At 66.1% G+C, this 15,214-nt stretch carries 12 protein-coding genes; 2 read left to right on the forward strand and 10 right to left on the reverse strand.

The genetic code is table 11. The annotated features are described in order from the left end of the window. Together sppA and ACW5DN_RS10455 are read right to left on the reverse strand one after the other, a co-directional pair. Complete coding sequence (gene sppA / locus ACW5DN_RS10450) at window positions 1-1,887, reverse strand: signal peptide peptidase SppA (RefSeq protein WP_456962608.1); 1,887 nt, start codon at window positions 1,885-1,887, stop codon at window positions 1-3. A gap of 65 nt (window positions 1,888-1,952) precedes the next feature. Further along, a complete protein-coding gene (locus tag ACW5DN_RS10455) occupies window positions 1,953-3,380 on the reverse strand; it encodes an MATE family efflux transporter (protein ID WP_456962609.1) in 1,428 nt (475 codons plus the stop codon). A gap of 118 nt (window positions 3,381-3,498) precedes the next feature. Between ACW5DN_RS10455 and ACW5DN_RS10460 the strand changes: the two genes are divergently transcribed. After that, window positions 3,499-4,668 carry a DUF3667 domain-containing protein gene (locus tag ACW5DN_RS10460; protein WP_456962610.1) on the forward strand — a complete coding sequence of 390 codons (1,170 nt, stop codon included), beginning with the start codon at window positions 3,499-3,501 and terminating at the stop codon, window positions 4,666-4,668. Between the two features lie 19 nt (window positions 4,669-4,687). Here ACW5DN_RS10460 and ACW5DN_RS10465 read toward each other — a convergent pair whose 3' ends face one another. Beyond that, window positions 4,688-5,341: a DUF3106 domain-containing protein gene (locus ACW5DN_RS10465; protein ID WP_456962611.1), complete on the reverse strand. Its 654-nt coding sequence runs from the start codon at window positions 5,339-5,341 to the stop codon at window positions 4,688-4,690. Beyond that, complete coding sequence (locus ACW5DN_RS10470; protein WP_456962612.1) at window positions 5,331-6,350, reverse strand: hypothetical protein; 1,020 nt, start codon at window positions 6,348-6,350, stop codon at window positions 5,331-5,333. Before ACW5DN_RS10470 ends, ACW5DN_RS10465 begins: the two co-directional genes overlap by 11 nt. A 447-nt stretch (window positions 6,351-6,797) precedes the next feature. Between ACW5DN_RS10470 and ACW5DN_RS10475 the strand changes: the two genes are divergently transcribed. Then, window positions 6,798-9,008: a primosomal protein N' gene (locus ACW5DN_RS10475; protein WP_456962613.1), complete on the forward strand. Its 2,211-nt coding sequence runs from the start codon at window positions 6,798-6,800 to the stop codon at window positions 9,006-9,008. Here ACW5DN_RS10475 and ACW5DN_RS10480 read toward each other — a convergent pair. From ACW5DN_RS10480 to ACW5DN_RS10505, 6 genes are all read right to left on the reverse strand, one after another. Continuing rightward, entirely contained in the window at window positions 9,002-9,784 is a 783-nt protein-coding gene (locus ACW5DN_RS10480; protein WP_456962614.1) for an NYN domain-containing protein, read from the reverse strand. The two genes, ACW5DN_RS10475 and ACW5DN_RS10480, sit on opposite strands and share 7 nt — an antisense overlap. A gap of 320 nt (window positions 9,785-10,104) precedes the next feature. Continuing rightward, a complete protein-coding gene (gene rpoH, locus ACW5DN_RS10485; RefSeq protein ID WP_456962615.1) occupies window positions 10,105-10,983 on the reverse strand; it encodes an RNA polymerase sigma factor RpoH in 879 nt (292 codons plus the stop codon). Between the two features lie 126 nt (window positions 10,984-11,109). Further along, window positions 11,110-11,853: a uracil-DNA glycosylase gene (gene ung, locus ACW5DN_RS10490; RefSeq protein ID WP_456962616.1), complete on the reverse strand. Its 744-nt coding sequence runs from the start codon at window positions 11,851-11,853 to the stop codon at window positions 11,110-11,112. Window positions 11,854-11,938: 85 nt separating this feature from the next. Further along, window positions 11,939-13,087: an ATP-grasp domain-containing protein gene (locus ACW5DN_RS10495; RefSeq protein ID WP_456962617.1), complete on the reverse strand. Its 1,149-nt coding sequence runs from the start codon at window positions 13,085-13,087 to the stop codon at window positions 11,939-11,941. Continuing rightward, the gene (locus ACW5DN_RS10500; RefSeq protein WP_456962618.1) at window positions 13,084-14,304 is read right to left on the reverse strand and encodes a flavohemoglobin expression-modulating QEGLA motif protein; all 1,221 of its coding nucleotides are present in this window, start codon (window positions 14,302-14,304) and stop codon (window positions 13,084-13,086) included. Before ACW5DN_RS10500 ends, ACW5DN_RS10495 begins: the two co-directional genes overlap by 4 nt. Further along, window positions 14,295-15,173: an N-formylglutamate amidohydrolase gene (locus ACW5DN_RS10505; protein ID WP_456962619.1), complete on the reverse strand. Its 879-nt coding sequence runs from the start codon at window positions 15,171-15,173 to the stop codon at window positions 14,295-14,297. The genes ACW5DN_RS10500 and ACW5DN_RS10505 overlap by 10 nt, the downstream gene beginning before the upstream one ends. Between the last annotated feature and the right edge of the window lie 41 nt (window positions 15,174-15,214).

The raw sequence follows: 15,214 nt of genomic DNA on the forward strand, positions 1-15,214 counted from the left end.
CTAGTCCAACCGGCAGAAGCAATACGCCAGCGACTTCACCGGCACGCCAGCGGTCGGTGCCATGGCACCGCCAAGCAGCTCCAGGTCGGCCTGGCTATTGGGCAACGCCATGGCCATCATCCCTCGGACCAGATCCGACTCGCTCAGCCAGTACGCACCGACCCGGCTGCTGGCAAATCCGCTGAACCACTGCTCGAATGGCGTCGCCGCCTTTTCGACGTAGTGCACCGCGTAATCGCCCTCGCCCAGTTTGGCGCGGGTGGCGGCATCGATGATCGCCGGCTGCAGGCCGCCCAACTCATCCACCAGTCCGCGCGCCTTGGCCTGCGCGCCGCTCCAGACCCGGCCCTGGGCAATCTCGTCGACCTGCGGAACCGACTTGCCGCGGGCCTTGGCGACCTTGCCGATGAAGTCGCGATAGCCCTTCTCGATGACGGACTGGATCACCTCGCCGACCGCCGGATCCAGCGTACGGGTGATGTCGAATGCACCGGCAAACGCGGTGGTGCCGACCCCGTCGGTGTGCACGCCGATCTTGTCGAGTGCGCGCGGGAGGGTCGGGATCATGCCGAAGATCCCGATCGAGCCGCTGATGGTGGAGGCATCGGCATAGATCCGGTCGGCGTTCATGGATATCCAGTAACCGCCCGATGCCGCCAGGTCACCCATCGACACCACCACCGGCTTGCCGGCCTCCTGCAGGGCGACCACCTCGCGGCGGATCTGTTCGGAAGCGAACACCTCGCCGCCGGGTGAGTTCACCCGCAGCACCACCGCCTTGACGTTTTCGTCGTCGCGAGCCTGGTGCAGCAGGGCGGAGGTGGACTCGCCACCGATCTTGCCCGGCGGTTGTTCGCCACCGGTGATCGACCCGGCGGCCACCACCACCGCCACCTGCGGCCGCACATCGGCAACCGACTTCAAGGCGGTATCCAGATGGGCCAGGTAGCCGTCCATCGAGACCTGGCGGAACCCGCCGCTGGCGTCCTCATCGGCCACGCCCCGCTCGACCAGCAGGTCGGCCACCTGCTCGCGGGTTTTCAAGCCGTCGACCAGCTTGTGCTGCAACGCGTACTGGGCCAAGTCGCCGTGTACTGCGGCAATGCCGGCCGGGAGCTGGGCGATGTCGGCGGCGATCTGCGCCGGCGCGATCCCGCGGGCGGTGCCGATGTCGGCCAGATACCGCTGCCACAGGTCGTTCATCCAGTACAGATCGGCTTCCTTGGACTCCGGCGATGCGGCATCCAGCACAAAGGGCTCGGCCGCCGACTTGTACTCGCCCACTTTGAACAGGTGCACGTCCACGCCGAGCTTGTCTTCCAGCCCTTCGCGGTAGTACTGGCGGTAGCGGCCCAGGCCTTCCAGGAGCAACCCGCCCATCGGGTCCAGGTAGACCTCGTCGGCCTGCGCGGCGATCAGGTACTGCTGCTGGCTCATCGAATCGGAAAAAGCGACCACTTGTTTACCGCTGTCGCGCACCCGTGCAATCGCGTCGGCAATCGCGCGGCGCGACGCCATGCCACCGCCCGCCAGTTGATCCAGCCGCAGCACCACGCGCTCGATGCGTTTGTCGTCGCGGGCTTCATCCAGCGCACGCACCACGTCGCGCAACTGGACCTCGCCGCCCTTTGCGCCCATCGCCCTGGTAAATGCGCGGGTCGCCGGATCGACGCTGTACTGCTCGACCAGGGTGCCCTCGGGGGCGATCACCAACGTGGTGCGCTCAAGCAATGGCTCGGCACGGTCGCCGGCGCTGATCGCGGCCAGTATCAGGAACAACAGGGTGAAGAACACCAGGTTGAAGATCAGCCGGCGGGTGAAGTTCATCGCATCCCACAGGCCGACAAAAAAACGGGCGATGGGACCGCGACGGGAAACCTGGTTCATTGCAGACACTCCAAGATGATGCGCGCAGCGTACCCGTACGGCGGCATCGATTCATCCATCATTGGTCATTTCCGCGGCGATTCCAGCAGTTGGCGCAACCGCGCCGGCCGGCTCGAATACAGCAATCGCAGCCCCAGCAGTACCGAGGCGACCAGCAATCCTGCAATCAGGCCGACCCACATCCCACGAGGGCCCCACGCCGGGGTGAGACCGCCCCAGCCCAGCCCCAACATTCCGCCCAGCGGCATGCCCACCGCCCAGTACGAGAATGCCACCATCAGCATCGGCACCCGGGTGTCACGCAGGCCACGCAACGCGCCTGCGGAGATGACCTGGATGCCGTCGGGCAACTGGAACGCGGCGGCATACAACAACAAGACCGCCGCCGCCGAGGCGACCGCCGCATCTGCGGTGTAGAAGCCGACCACCAGGTCATGGCCCAGCAGCAGCGTCAGCCCGGACATCGCCTGGGTCCCCAGCACGATCGCGTAGCCCGCCCAAGCCGCCCGACGTACCCCGTCGAGGTCGCCGCGACCCAGTGCATGCCCGACCCGCACCGTGGTCGCCTCCGCCAGCCCCAACGGAATCATGAAGCACAGGCTGGCGACGTTGATCGCGATCTGGTGCGCGGCCGCGGGCACCTCGCCCAACCGTCCGATCAACAGCGCGGTGACAACGAACAGGCCGCCCTCCATCGCCACCGTCACCCCAATCGGCAAGCCGGTGCCCAGCAACCCGCGGATCGCCGGCCATTGCGGCGCGTCGAAGCGCGCGAACAGGCGCAACCCGGCAAACCGCCTGGACCGGCGCAGATACAGCAAGAAGGAAATCGCCTGGATCCACATCATGATTGCCGACGCGATTCCCAGCCCCGCCGCACCCCGCTCGGGCATGCCGAACATGCCGTAGGCCAACGCATACCCCAACGGCACCAGCACCAGCAGGCCGCCAAAGCCGAACACCATGGTCGGCAAGGTCCAATGCAGCCCGTCGCACAGATAACGCATGCACAGGTAGAAGGTCAGCGCCGGCACCCCCCAGCGGATGCCGCCGAGGAAGTCACGCGCGCCTTCGCGAATGCCCGGGGCGATCCCCATCGGCTCCAACGCCATGCCGACCACGCTGAGGAAACCGAGCAGCACCAGACCCAGGCCCAGGGATAGCCACAGCGCTTGCCGGAACAACGCACCGATCTCATCCCGACGTCCGCGACCATCCAGTTGCGAGATCGCTGGCGGCAGCGACATCAAGGTGCCCATCGGCACCATCATCGGCAGCCAGAACAACGCGGTGCCCACCGATACCGCCGCCAACGTGTCAGTGCCATGGTGACCGGCGATGACGGCGTCGACGAAACCAATCAGTCCGGTGGCCAGATGGCCGAGCACCAGCGGGCCGGCCAGAATCCCGGTGCGGCGGATCTCTGCGGATAGTCGCGGCGACGGCGAAGCGGCGACCGGGGTCGCAACGCTGGGATGTGGGGAGGACGACATGGGAAAGCCGGGACGCAACTGCAGCCGCGCCCCGAACCGGTGTCGGGCGCTGGCGCCGGGTCGCGACGGAGCGCTATCTTACCGGCTCACCTATGACGACCCGTGAACAGCGCCTGCCATGAGCAAATCCGCGACCCATCACGACTCCAGTCACTGTGAGAACTGCAGCGCGACATTGCAGGGCGAGTTCTGCCATCAGTGCGGGCAGTCGTCGCACAACCCGATCCGCCACGCCGGCCACGCCGTGGAAGAATTCTTCGAAGCGTTCTGGCACCTCGACGGCCGCGTGTTCCGCACCCTGCGCGAACTGATGATCCCCGGCAAGGTCGCCTGCAACTACCTCGCCGGCCATCGTGCGCGCTACATCGCGCCGCTGCGGCTATTCGTGATCCTCAGCATACTGGCCTTCTTCATCGGCGCGTCGACGGTACATATCGACGAAAGCACGACAACGGTGGAGGGCGTCGCGGCGATCGAGGCGGCAACCAGCGTCGCGGAGGTCGAGCGCGTCCGCGACCAACTGGTCGCCGACATCGAACAGGCCCGTGAGCAGGCCGGCCAGACCTTCGGCGTGGACACCCTGCTGGTGACCGCCGAAGTGCGTGTGCGCGCTGCGGCGGCAAACCGGGTGGTCGAGCTGACCGGTGCGCCCGTGGACGATGCCGCGCAGGCGGTGGTCGGCACACCCGAAACCGCGGAATCCAGACCCAGGCGTGTGCAGATCAATCTGTTCGGCCACAGCGGTGAATGGGACGCGCAGACCAATCCGTTCGTGATCGGCTGGTGGCCGGACTTCGCCAACCGTTGGCTCAACGGCAAGATCGGCAACATCGAAACCAACATGCAGTCGATGGACGGCGCCACCCTGGACGTGTGGTTGCAAGTACTGATGTCGGCCGCACCGTCGGCGCTGTTCCTGCTGGTGCCGGTGTTCGCGTTGATGTTGAAGCTGGCCTATCTGTTCAAGCGGCGGCTGTACCTGGAGCACCTGGTGGTCGCGCTGTACAGCCATGTGTTTTTGTTGATCGCGCTGACGCTGACCTTCGCCCTGTCGTCGCTGGACTCCTGGCTGGCACCGCAGGCGAGTTGGCTGGGGGTCGTGCTGGACGTGCTGTTCGCCGCCGTGGTGGTGTGGATGCCGATCTACCTGCTGCTCATGCAAAAGCGGGTCTACCAGCAGGGCTGGTGGATGACCCTGGTCAAATACGTCGTCGTCGGCATGATCTATTTCGTGCTGTTGATGGCCGCGACGATGCTGATGTTTCTCGCCCAATTGGCGCACGCATGAGCGACGCGCCGGCGGCCGGTCAACGGTGCAGCCGGTTCCACAACCAGTCGTCGCGATTGCTCGCGGCGGTGGATACCAACTCGCTGCGCACGCGGGCGCGCTCCTGCGGCGGCGTGCGCTGGACCAGTACCGCCAGGTCGCGGCGCTGGATCGGCGTCAACTCCCGCAGTACCGCCAACAATGCCTCGTGTTCGGCCTCGGGCACCTGCGCCAGCAGCGGCTGCAACGCGGAATAGTCGGCGCCCAGATCCGGCCCCAGCATCCAGCCACGGCGCTCACTGCGATCAAGCGCGTCGAACTCGCTCCGCAACGCCTGCTGCTGATCCGCGGGCAGCGTCGCATACGCCGCAGCGGCGGCCGCTATCTGCCGGCGCTCACTGGCCGACATCGCCTGCCAGGCCGCATGACGCTCGCGGCGCGCGTCACGTTCGGCCGGGGACAATGCCTTCCATTGCGCTGCACTCTGCCGGAATTGTTCTCGCCGCGCTTCGCTCCAACCGGCCCACTGCCCGGCATGGCGCTGCAACCGGGCGCGTGCCTCGGGCTGTAGCTGTGGCAAGACGTTCGCAAAGTCGTCCAGCACCGGCGGGCGGTCCTGCGCGGAGGTAGTCGCAGTCGCGAGCAGTACCAGCAGTCCTGCAGCAAAGCGCGACCAGCGGCCACTACGGTTCATCAGCGGTCTCCCCCGTGCTGTCGATGTCGGGCGGCGAGACATCATCATTGGCCGATGCTTTCCGACTGGGGCCGGCCTCGGCTCCCGGCAACGGCGTGCTGACACCACGCGCGGCCAGCCACGAATGGAAGCCGAGTCGTTGTGCCTGGACCTCACCGCCGGGATCGGCCAGCAACTCGAAATCACGGTGAGCCACCAAGCCCGCATCGGCATCGTAGCGAGAGGCCGGTGACTGTGCCGGCAACGCCCGTTTCCACACCGAACCTGCGGGGGGCCCTTCCAGCGCGGTCCGGGCGGGCTCCCAGAACGTGACCGCCAACGCCAGCGCACACAACGCCAGTGCGCTCCACAGCACCGGCATCAACCACCGCGGTCGAATGGTCGGCGCCGCACCGCTACCCCACGACGATCCCGCTGCCGTGCCCGGTCCGGGTACGGTATTGCCGCGCAAAGCCGCTTCACGCATCAGGCCCAGCCTCGCCAGTCGCGCCGGCGGAAGGGTCTTGATCCGGTGGTGAACCTGCTCACGCAAGCGCTGCCAGGCCCGCGGGTCGGCACGGCCGTCGGGGTGATGCGGCAGTGCCCGCTGCAAGGCGAGGCGATAGGTCGCTTCGCTGATCGCAAACACCGCGGCGGCATCGGCTTCCCCCAGCCCGGCGGCCAGCCGCAACAGCAAGGCCGCGCGTGGACCGCTGCCCATCGCCGCCAGACGGTCGGTCGCTTCCAGCTCGATCGCCGCCGGAGCCTGCACCCGTGCGTGTAACCCCGGCTCCGCCAACAGCAGCGCCCAGAAGCGCCACGGCCACTCGCCCATGGCCCATTCACCGGCCTGGAGCCGAAACTTTGCCATCGTCGCGCCGAGTGCAATGTCGCCAGTATCCGCATCGCCACATTGCAGTTCCGCCAGTACCGCTCCCCGCCGCTCCACGCCACGCAGGAACGCCGCCAACGCGGGCGACGCTGGGGCGCGCCCGGTGAGTCGCGGATTGTCGGGTTGGGGGTTGGTCATCGGGACAACTTCGGCATGGCGTCATCATAACCAGCCGCTGACGGCACGGGACGGCTTGACAAACCCCCCAATGCGCCACGAACGAAGCGGGATACGGGCTGTAACCGGAAACGGTTGTACACAGCGGTCATCGTTTTGACATAAACGCTCTGTTCAGTTTTATCGATGCCATATTTCAGCGATGTTTCACGGACAACCTTATGATTTGCATGGGTTTATCCGGTTTGGCGCTTTTTTCATCAACCCGGCTGAAGGGCTTGTGCCGTCGCGATCACGCAATATTGCCGAGGTCCCATCCACAGAGTTATCCACAACTAATGTGGATAAAGACAAACCCCTTCAAAAACGGGAGCTTGCGCACACTTCGTCACGGTTCAGGCAACAATGGCCTGCAACTTCACCCATCCTTGACTCCGGTGAATTGGGCCCGACCGCTAGACTGGGGTGATGCCTGCCCACCCACCCGTGCCACACGTCGTACGCGTCGCGCTGCCATTGCCATTGCCGCGACTGTTCGACTATCTGGCGCCCGATTCAGGCACGCCTGCCAGTATCGGCAGCCGCGTGCGGGTGCCCTTTGGCCCACGCGAACGGATCGGGGTGGTGGCGGCGCTGGGCACCGACGCCGAGCCCGGCGCACCGGCCCTGAAGCCGGTGTTGGCGGTACTCGACCCGACGCCGTTGTTTGGCGGTGAATTGCTGGCCTCGCTGCGCTGGCTGGCCCGCTATGCGCACGCGCCGCTGGGCGAGGTGTTCGCCACCGCGCTGCCGGGGCCACTGCGCCATGGCGAGCCGCTGCCCGACACCCATGCGTGGGCGTGGCAACTGACCCCGGCCGGCCAGACCGCGCTGGACGGGATGCGCGCCGGACGACCCCGTCAGCTGGCCGAGCGGCTGCAAGTGGGCGCGGTGCCCGAGGACGCACTCGACCCGCCGATCACGGACTGGCGCAGCGCCGCGCGCTCGCTGGCCAAACGCGGGCTGGCCGAGCGGATCGCCATCGCGCCATCGCAACGGCTGGCCCCTCCAGGCGCCGGGCCTGGCTTGAACGCCGAGCAACAGCTTGCAGTGGACGCGCTGCTGGCCGGTCGCGACGAGTTCGCACCCTTCCTGCTGGACGGGGTCACCGGTAGCGGCAAAACCGAGGTCTACCTGCACGCGATCGCCGACTGCCTCGCGCGCGGCCGCCAGGCATTGGTGCTGGTGCCCGAGATTGGACTGACCCCGCAGTTGCTCGGCCGCTTTCGCGCCCGCCTCGGAGTGCCGGTGCACCTGCTGCACTCGGGATTGTCCGATGGCGAGCGAGCGCGCACCTGGACCGCCTGCCTGCGCGGCGAGGCGCGGGTCATCCTCGGCACGCGTTCGGCGGTGTTCCTGCCGCTGCCGGAAGCCGGCATCATCATCATCGACGAGGAGCACGACAGCAGCTTCAAGCAGCTTGACGGAATCCGCTACCACGCGCGCGACTTCGCCCTGGTACGGGCCAAGGCACTCGGCGTGCCGATCGTCTTGGGCAGTGCCACCCCGTCGCTGGAGTCGCTGCACAACGCGCAAACCGGCCGTCACACCCACCTGCGGCTGCACCAGCGCGCCGGCAACGCCCGGCCGCCCCGGGTGCGGGTGCTGGACGTGCGCAAGCGGCCGCTGCAAGCGGGGCTGTCGCCGGAACTGCTGGAATCGGTCGCGCAGGCACTGGCCGCCGACGGCCAGGTGCTGGTGTTCAAGAACCGCCGCGGTTACGCACCAGTGCTGCTGTGCCACGACTGCGGCTGGAGCGCGCAATGCCAGCGCTGCAGCACGCCGACCCAGGGCACGCCGATGACCGTGCATGCTTCCGGCAGGCGACTGCAATGCCACCACTGTGGCGCGCGCCGGCCGGCCCCCAATGCCTGTCCGGATTGCGGAGGGCTGGCGCTGCAGTCCCAAGGCGCGGGCACCGAACGGATTGAAGAGGCGCTACGCGAGCGCTTTGTCGACCTGCCAGTGTTGCGGATCGACCGCGGCACCACCCGTCGCCGGGACGCCCTGGAAGACCACCTGGCGCAGTTTGGCAACCATCCCGGCATCCTGATCGGCACCCAGATGCTGGCCAAGGGCCACGACCTGCCGAACCTGACTTTAGTGGCCGTGGTCGGCATCGACGAGGGGTTGTTCAGTGCGGACTTCCGCGCGCCGGAGAAGCTCGCGCAATTGCTGATCCAGGTCGCCGGCCGCGCCGGCCGCGCCGACAAGCCGGGCCAAGTGGTGCTGCAGACCCACCATCCCGAGCACCCGTTGCTGGCCACGCTACTCAGTGGCGGCTATGGCGCGTTCGCCCATGCAGAACTGGGACAGCGCGAAGCCGCCGGCTTGCCGCCGTTCACCCATCTGGCCATGTTGCGGGCGGAAGCCAAGCAAGCCGAGCTGGCCGATGGCTTCCTGCAATCAGCGCGCTCCGCGATTGAAGCCCAGGCGGACGCGACACTGGAACTCAGCGGGCCGTTGCCGGCCCCGATGCCGCGCCGCGCCGGCTACCAGCGCAGCCAGCTGTTGCTGTCGTCACCCGGACGCCGGAGCTTGCACGCCGCCCTTGATGCCGCATTGCCGACCATCCATGCAATGCCGGAAGCGCGCAAGGTGCGCTGGTCGCTAGACGTGGATCCGGTCGATCTTTACTGAGCAGCCCGGGTTGCGGGCGCCGCCTTCTTTCGCGCCGGTGCCTTCTTGGCGGTGGCGCGCGCCGGCTTCTCACGCACCAGCACGGTCTGTTCGTCACGACGCACGTCGAACACGCCGGTCGCCTCGATCAGGTCACTGAGCTTTCGGTAGCCGTAGTTGCGCGAGTCGAACGAGGCCTGGTTGCCGATCTGCTGGCCGACCGCACCCAATCGTGACCAGCCGTCGTCGCTGCTGGCCGAGTCGACGGCGCCGCGCAACATCTGCAGCAGGCGGGCATCACTGCGCAGGGCGGAGGCACTGCTTGCCGGGGTCGCGGCGCTCGCGCCGACCTGCTCGGGTTGGCCAAGCGCCTCGACGTAGGTGAACTTGGAGCACGCGTTGACGAACGGTTCGGGGGTCTTCTTCTCGCCGAAGCCGTAGACCTTGACGCCGTCGGTCAGCAACCGCATCACCAGCGGGGTGAAGTCGGCGTCGCTCGACACGATCGCGAACCCGTCCAGGTTGCGCGCGTACAACAGGTCCATCGCGTCGATCACCATGGCCATGTCCGAGGCGTTCTTGCCGCGGCTGTAGGCGAATTGCTGGACCGGCCGGATCGCGTATTGGTGCAGACAGCCTTCCCAGCTTTTCAGGTGCGGGTTCTTCCAGTCGCCGTAGGCGCGCCGCACGTTGGCCACGCCGTAGCGGGCGACCTCGGCAAGGATGACGTCGATCTTGGCGGCCGGCGCGTTGTCGGCGTCGATCAGCAGGGCAATGCGCTTGTCGGTATCGGCCATCGGTAAGGCTCCATGCGGTTTGCGTCGAGCCTAACGCATCACCACCGTCATCATTGCCAGCCCGTGTTGCCGACCAAGAGCTTCGAGCAGTCCGCCCGATAACCGGTCCTTACCGGGTATTCTCAATATCGAAGTGCAACACCATGAGCGTTAATTGCTTGAATATCCAAGTCCATGGATCCCCGCTTTCGCGGGGATGACGAGCCCTTCGGGGGGGATGACGCGGCCTTCTTCTTTCCCGGCTTTTTAAACTTCGCTCCCAAACGCAAACGGTCCGGTTTCCCGGGCCGTTGTGGATCACTGCGATGTAGAGCTCAGTACTACGCGGCGAACAAGGTGCGCATCTTCTTCATCGCGTTGGCCTCGATCTGACGGATCCGTTCGGCGGATACGCCGTACTCGTCGGCCAGCTCCTGCAAGGTCACCTTGTTCTCGTTGCCAAGCCAGCGCCGGGCGACGATGTCGCGGGAGCGCTCGTCGAGCTTTGCCAGGCCTTCATGGAGCAGGCCCACCTGGTGGTCTTCCTGGTTCTCACGCTCGTAGATCTGCGACGGATCCTCGTCGTGGGTGCGCAGGTAGGCGGCAGGCGATGGCGGCGCGCGTTCTTCGTCGTCCGCGGTCGGCGCGTCAAAGCCGATGTCCCGGCCGGACAGCCGCGACTCCATCTCCAGCACTTCACGCTCGGACACATTGAGGTCGCGTGCCACTACCCGCACCTCCTCGGCGTTCATCCAGCCCAGGCGCTTCTTGCTGCGTCGCAGGTTGAAGAACAGCTTGCGCTGCGCCTTGGTGGTGGCGACCTTGACGATGCGCCAGTTCTTGAGGATGAACTCGTGCATCTCGGCACGGATCCAGTGCACCGCAAAGCTGACCAGACGCACGCCCTGGTCGGGATCGAAGCGCTTGACCGCCTTCATCAGGCCGATGTTGCCTTCCTGGATCAGGTCGCCCAGCGCCAGCCCGTAACCGTTGTAGCCGCGAGCCACGTGAACCACGAAGCGCAGATGCGAATGAACCAGCTCCTGCGCGGCGCCGAGGTCTTCCTCACCAAGGAAGCGGCGTGCAAGCGCCTGCTCGTTCTCGACGGTGAGCACGGGGATGCGGTGGACCGCACCGATATAGGCATCCAGCGATCCCAGCGCACTGGGAACCGGCAGGCTGTTGGATACAAGAGGATTGGCAATGGCGATATCAGTCATGGGGTGCATTTTAGCAGGCTATATGGGTGTGTGCTAATGGATCGATTGGGCGGCAGTGTTCCGCTCATGGGACAGTGGCCAATATTCTCGTAACTAGAGACTGCCAGCGGCCGCGTGAGTTCCCGATCAAACCGCACTGGTCGAATCGGGGTCATCAGCAGCGGTCCCGGCCAGTGCCGCGGCGCTTGGCAGCGACCAGTCGACCGGTGCCTGGCCGCACCGGGACAGGTACTGGTTGGCGGCGGAAAAATGCCCGCAACCGGTAAACCCGCGGTGGGCCGACAGCGGTGAGGGGTGCGGCGCCTTCAGGACCTTGTGCCGCTGGCGATCAATGATCTGGCCCTTTTTCTGCGCGTAGCTGCCCCACAACAGAAACACCAGACCCTCGCGTTCGCGGTTGAGCGTGTCCACCACGTGATCGGTGAATCCTTCCCAGCCCTTGCCTTGGTGGGCACCCGCGCGACCGGCTTCCACCGTCAGCACCGCATTGAGCAACAACACCCCACGATGGGCCCATGGCAGCAGGCAGCCGTGGTCGGGGCGGGCGACGCCGATGTCACGTTCGATCTCCTTATAGATATTCAGCAGCGACGGCGGAACCGGCACCCCCGGTCGCACCGAGAAGCACAAGCCGTGTGCTTGGCCCGGCCCGTGGTACGGATCCTGGCCGAGGATCACGACCTTGACCGCATCGAACGGCGTGGCATCGAAGGCGGCAAAGATGTCCCGGCCGGGCGGATAGATCCGGGCACCCCCGGCATGGCGCTGACGAAGAAACGCGGACAACGCCTGCATCTCATCGCGCAGCAGGTAGTCGCCGACGCGGGAGCGCCAGGAAGGTTCGAGCTTGATGCGTGCGTCGTCTGCCATGGGGATCACGTGCGGGGCCGGAGCACGATCAGACCCGATGGCCACGTGGAATGCAAAGTGGCGGACTCGACAAGGCCGGGCGCGATCACATCATCGCCAGCTCGGTGTTGCTCAAGGTGCGCTTGTACTGGTCGCGCAACCGGACCTTGCGCTCCAGGTCGCCGATGATGTGGCTGCTGAAGTCGACGCCGGTCAGCTCCTCGGCCATGTTGATGCCGCCGGGCGTATCGACGTTGATCTCCATCATCTTGTCGCCAACGATATCCAGCCCGGCCAGATACATGCCATCGCGCATCAGCTTGGGCCCGACGATCTCGGCCAGGCGCAGCGCATCGGCATCGGGCACGGCCATCTCGATCTTGCCGCCGGCGGTGATGTTGCTGCGCGCATCGCCGCTGTCGTTGTAGCGACGGAAGCAGGCGTAATGACCGTCGACCATCAACGGCCGGCCATTCAGGGTCAGCAGGCGCAGGTCGCCGTCGACCGCCTTGGGCAGGTATTCCTGGACAATCGCATAGCCGTCGCGGGTCACCGCGTCGATCATCTGGTTGAGGTTGGCGTCGCTGTCGGGGGTCACCACGAACACGCTCTGCCCGCCCGAGCCCTGCAGCGGCTTGATCACGCCGTAACCGTCGTGGGATTTGATGAACGACTTGATCTCGTCGGCATCCAGGGTGATGCAGGTGACCGGCCGCACCTCTTCGGGGAAATGCTGGAAATAGGTCTTGTTGGACGCATCGGTCAGGTGGGTGGGATCGTTGAGCACGATCACGTGGCGCAGCGTGGCCAACTGGGCGAACAACAAGCCGCTGTTCGGCGCCCATGGCCGGTCGACTACCTCCTCGGCCGGGTCGCTGCGCAGCAACAGGACATCGAGTTCTTCCACCGAGATCCGCTGGGTCTCCGCGCCCTCGTCCTGCAGGTCGGCGAGCAGCTCGTCGTCGTCCTTGTACTGCGTGTGGCGCGGTATGTGGGCAATCGCGCGAATGGTGCCGTTGGCATCGTAGATGAAGTCGCCCAGCCCGATCAGCGCCACCGAATGGCCGCGATTGATCGCCGTGCGCGCGAGCCGGATGGTGGTGTAGTTGTTCTTTTCGGTCGCCATGTCGTTGATGACGAAGCCGAGTTTGATCGGGTCGGGCTTGACGGGCTCCGGCGATGCCGCCGCGCTGGCGGCCGGCTCGGCCACGGTGGAGGTCTTGTCGCCTGGATCGGCCTTGGAGGTGCTGCTCATGTGGCGGGTTCCTTGTGGAATAACTGGGTAACGGGAAGGGTTCGGCATCGGGCCAGACGTGCTTCGGTTTCCGGGAAACTGCAATAGCGCGGCAGCAAGTCGGGCATGCTCGCCCAGCCCTCTTCCAGCAACTGGTCCAGCACCACCCGGTGCGACAGGGCGAACTTGCCGATGAACAACGGCTCGAACGCACCGCCGGCGTGCAGGTAATCAATCAGGTCGCGCAGACCGCTTAGGTACACCGCGTCTTTGGTCAGGCCGCCGCCGCGGCGCGCGCGAACGGCGACATCGAAGGCATCCTCGGTGGGAAACCCGTGGGTCCGGTGCAACAGGTCGAAAATGGCCGGCACGTCCTCGCCGTGGATCGCCATCTCAGTCGCGACCACGCGCGCGGCCAGCGAGCGCAGCCGCTCGGCGGGCAGGTAGCCGGCGAGGTACTCGGCCAATACGCCCAGACCCTCCTGCAGCGGATCGTAATGGGCCAGCCCGACCTCGAGTTGCTGCAGCGGTTGCCGGTGGCCGTTGTGCCGGGTCACCACATGGGTGCCGATCTCGTGTTGGATCAACGGCTGCACGCGCGCGTGCGGGATGCGGATATCGCCGTCAACGTAAAACGTACCGTGCGAGACCATCATCAGCGAGTTGAGATCGGTATCGACCACCACCTGGAAATGGAAATCCGGCGATTGCTGGCGGTACCAGTCCACTTCCGCTTCCACCGCCGCCATGATCTCGTCGATGCCGGCGTCCGCCTGTTGACCGGTGCCCGGCTGAACCTGGGCCAGGATCTCTTTGGCCAGTTGCAGCAGCGGCGGATCCACCCCACCAAACAAATCCAGGCTGGCGTTGATGAAGCCATCGGTACCGCGCAGCCGCACCAATTCGATCTGCCGCTCCAGCTCACGCTGCTTCTCCGACAGCAGGCCGGACAACAACGGCGACTCGATGTCGTCCACCGGCAACCCGCGCAAACGCTCCCGGACGGCGTGCAGGTCGACCTCCAGGTCGATGTACTGCAACGGCTCGATCGCGGTGTATCCGCTGGCTTCGAAACTGCTCCATAGCTGGTCGTTGCCGATGGGCGACAGCGCCAACAGCCAGTCGACTTCGCCGTCCATGCGCGCCAGTTCAACGTCGACCCGTGCGGCGATCGGCGGCAGCGGGCGCGTCACCCGCGGCGTCGGCGATGACGGGAGCGAGGGCGAATTCACGTGCATGCGGTGAACTGCCCGCGCACTGCGTCGACGGCGTTGTGCAGGCCGCGGCGAAAGTCCTCCAGCGCCGCGATATTGACCTGCCCGGTCCACTCGTCCATGTAGATTTTCTTGTATTCCGGCGAGATCGTGCAGACCCGTTCGCCCCAGGTGGCGTACACCCATTCCGGGAAATATCCGCCGGTCGGGAAGCGCACGTTCTCGCGCACGTCGGGATGGCGCCCCGCAACCGGGGTGTCGCGCAAGGCCTGCGCAAAACGCAGCGCGACCTCGCCCCAGCGGTCCGGATCCAGCGTGGTCACACCCAGCTCGATATCGGGATTGTCCTGCTGCGGGGCCGGCGCGGCATTGGCCCCGTCGCGCCGGTGGTTGTAGCTGTGGATATCGATCAACAGCACGGTGCCCCAGCGGTCGATCAAGCGCTCGATCAACTCGCCCACCATGGCGTAGAAGGCGTCGTAGTCGGCCAGTGACTGGTCGCGCTCGGTGGCGGGCAGCTCGCCACGCCAGACGCGCAAACCCCACGTATCCGCCGGATCGGTCGAGATGGCCTTCTCGCGCGGGCGGTTGAGGTCGGCCTGGAAGCGCGAGGCATCGACCCGGATGCGCACGTCGCCGACGGCGGTCAACAGGCCGGTCAGCGGATCCTCCTCGCGGCGTCGCTCGTCATCGGTGACGGCCAGGTGCGAGCGCAACGAGGGTCGTATCGCGTGGCCGTCGTGAATGGCGGTGGCGACTACCGGGCCGTGGCCCAGCACGACGTCCCAGTCCGGGTTGGGCTCGGCAAGGAGCAGCTTTTTGTCTTCGCTGAAGTCGATTTCGCTGAACTGATCTTCAGTGAAGCGGGTCGGTGCGGCATCGGCTTTGTGCATGCAGTCATGCTCACATCGCCGGCATGACCTGCTCGTGAGAA

Source organism: Lysobacter sp. A289, assembly GCF_054072675.1.

What these genes read in the sequence shown, in the direction of transcription:
- sppA (WP_456962608.1), bottom strand. Translation starts at nt 1,887, where the DNA reads ATGAACCAGGTTTCCCGTCGCGGTCCCATCGCCCGTTTTTTTGTCGGC.
- ACW5DN_RS10455 (WP_456962609.1), bottom strand. Translation starts at nt 3,380, where the DNA reads ATGTCGTCCTCCCCACATCCCAGCGTTGCGACCCCGGTCGCCGCTTCG.
- ACW5DN_RS10460 (WP_456962610.1), top strand. Translation starts at nt 3,499, where the DNA reads ATGAGCAAATCCGCGACCCATCACGACTCCAGTCACTGTGAGAACTGC.
- ACW5DN_RS10465 (WP_456962611.1), bottom strand. Translation starts at nt 5,341, where the DNA reads ATGAACCGTAGTGGCCGCTGGTCGCGCTTTGCTGCAGGACTGCTGGTA.
- ACW5DN_RS10470 (WP_456962612.1), bottom strand. Translation starts at nt 6,350, where the DNA reads ATGACCAACCCCCAACCCGACAATCCGCGACTCACCGGGCGCGCCCCA.
- ACW5DN_RS10475 (WP_456962613.1), top strand. Translation starts at nt 6,798, where the DNA reads ATGCCTGCCCACCCACCCGTGCCACACGTCGTACGCGTCGCGCTGCCA.
- ACW5DN_RS10480 (WP_456962614.1), bottom strand. Translation starts at nt 9,784, where the DNA reads ATGGCCGATACCGACAAGCGCATTGCCCTGCTGATCGACGCCGACAAC.
- rpoH (WP_456962615.1), bottom strand. Translation starts at nt 10,983, where the DNA reads ATGACTGATATCGCCATTGCCAATCCTCTTGTATCCAACAGCCTGCCG.
- ung (WP_456962616.1), bottom strand. Translation starts at nt 11,853, where the DNA reads ATGGCAGACGACGCACGCATCAAGCTCGAACCTTCCTGGCGCTCCCGC.
- ACW5DN_RS10495 (WP_456962617.1), bottom strand. Translation starts at nt 13,087, where the DNA reads ATGAGCAGCACCTCCAAGGCCGATCCAGGCGACAAGACCTCCACCGTG.
- ACW5DN_RS10500 (WP_456962618.1), bottom strand. Translation starts at nt 14,304, where the DNA reads ATGCACGTGAATTCGCCCTCGCTCCCGTCATCGCCGACGCCGCGGGTG.
- ACW5DN_RS10505 (WP_456962619.1), bottom strand. Translation starts at nt 15,173, where the DNA reads ATGCACAAAGCCGATGCCGCACCGACCCGCTTCACTGAAGATCAGTTC.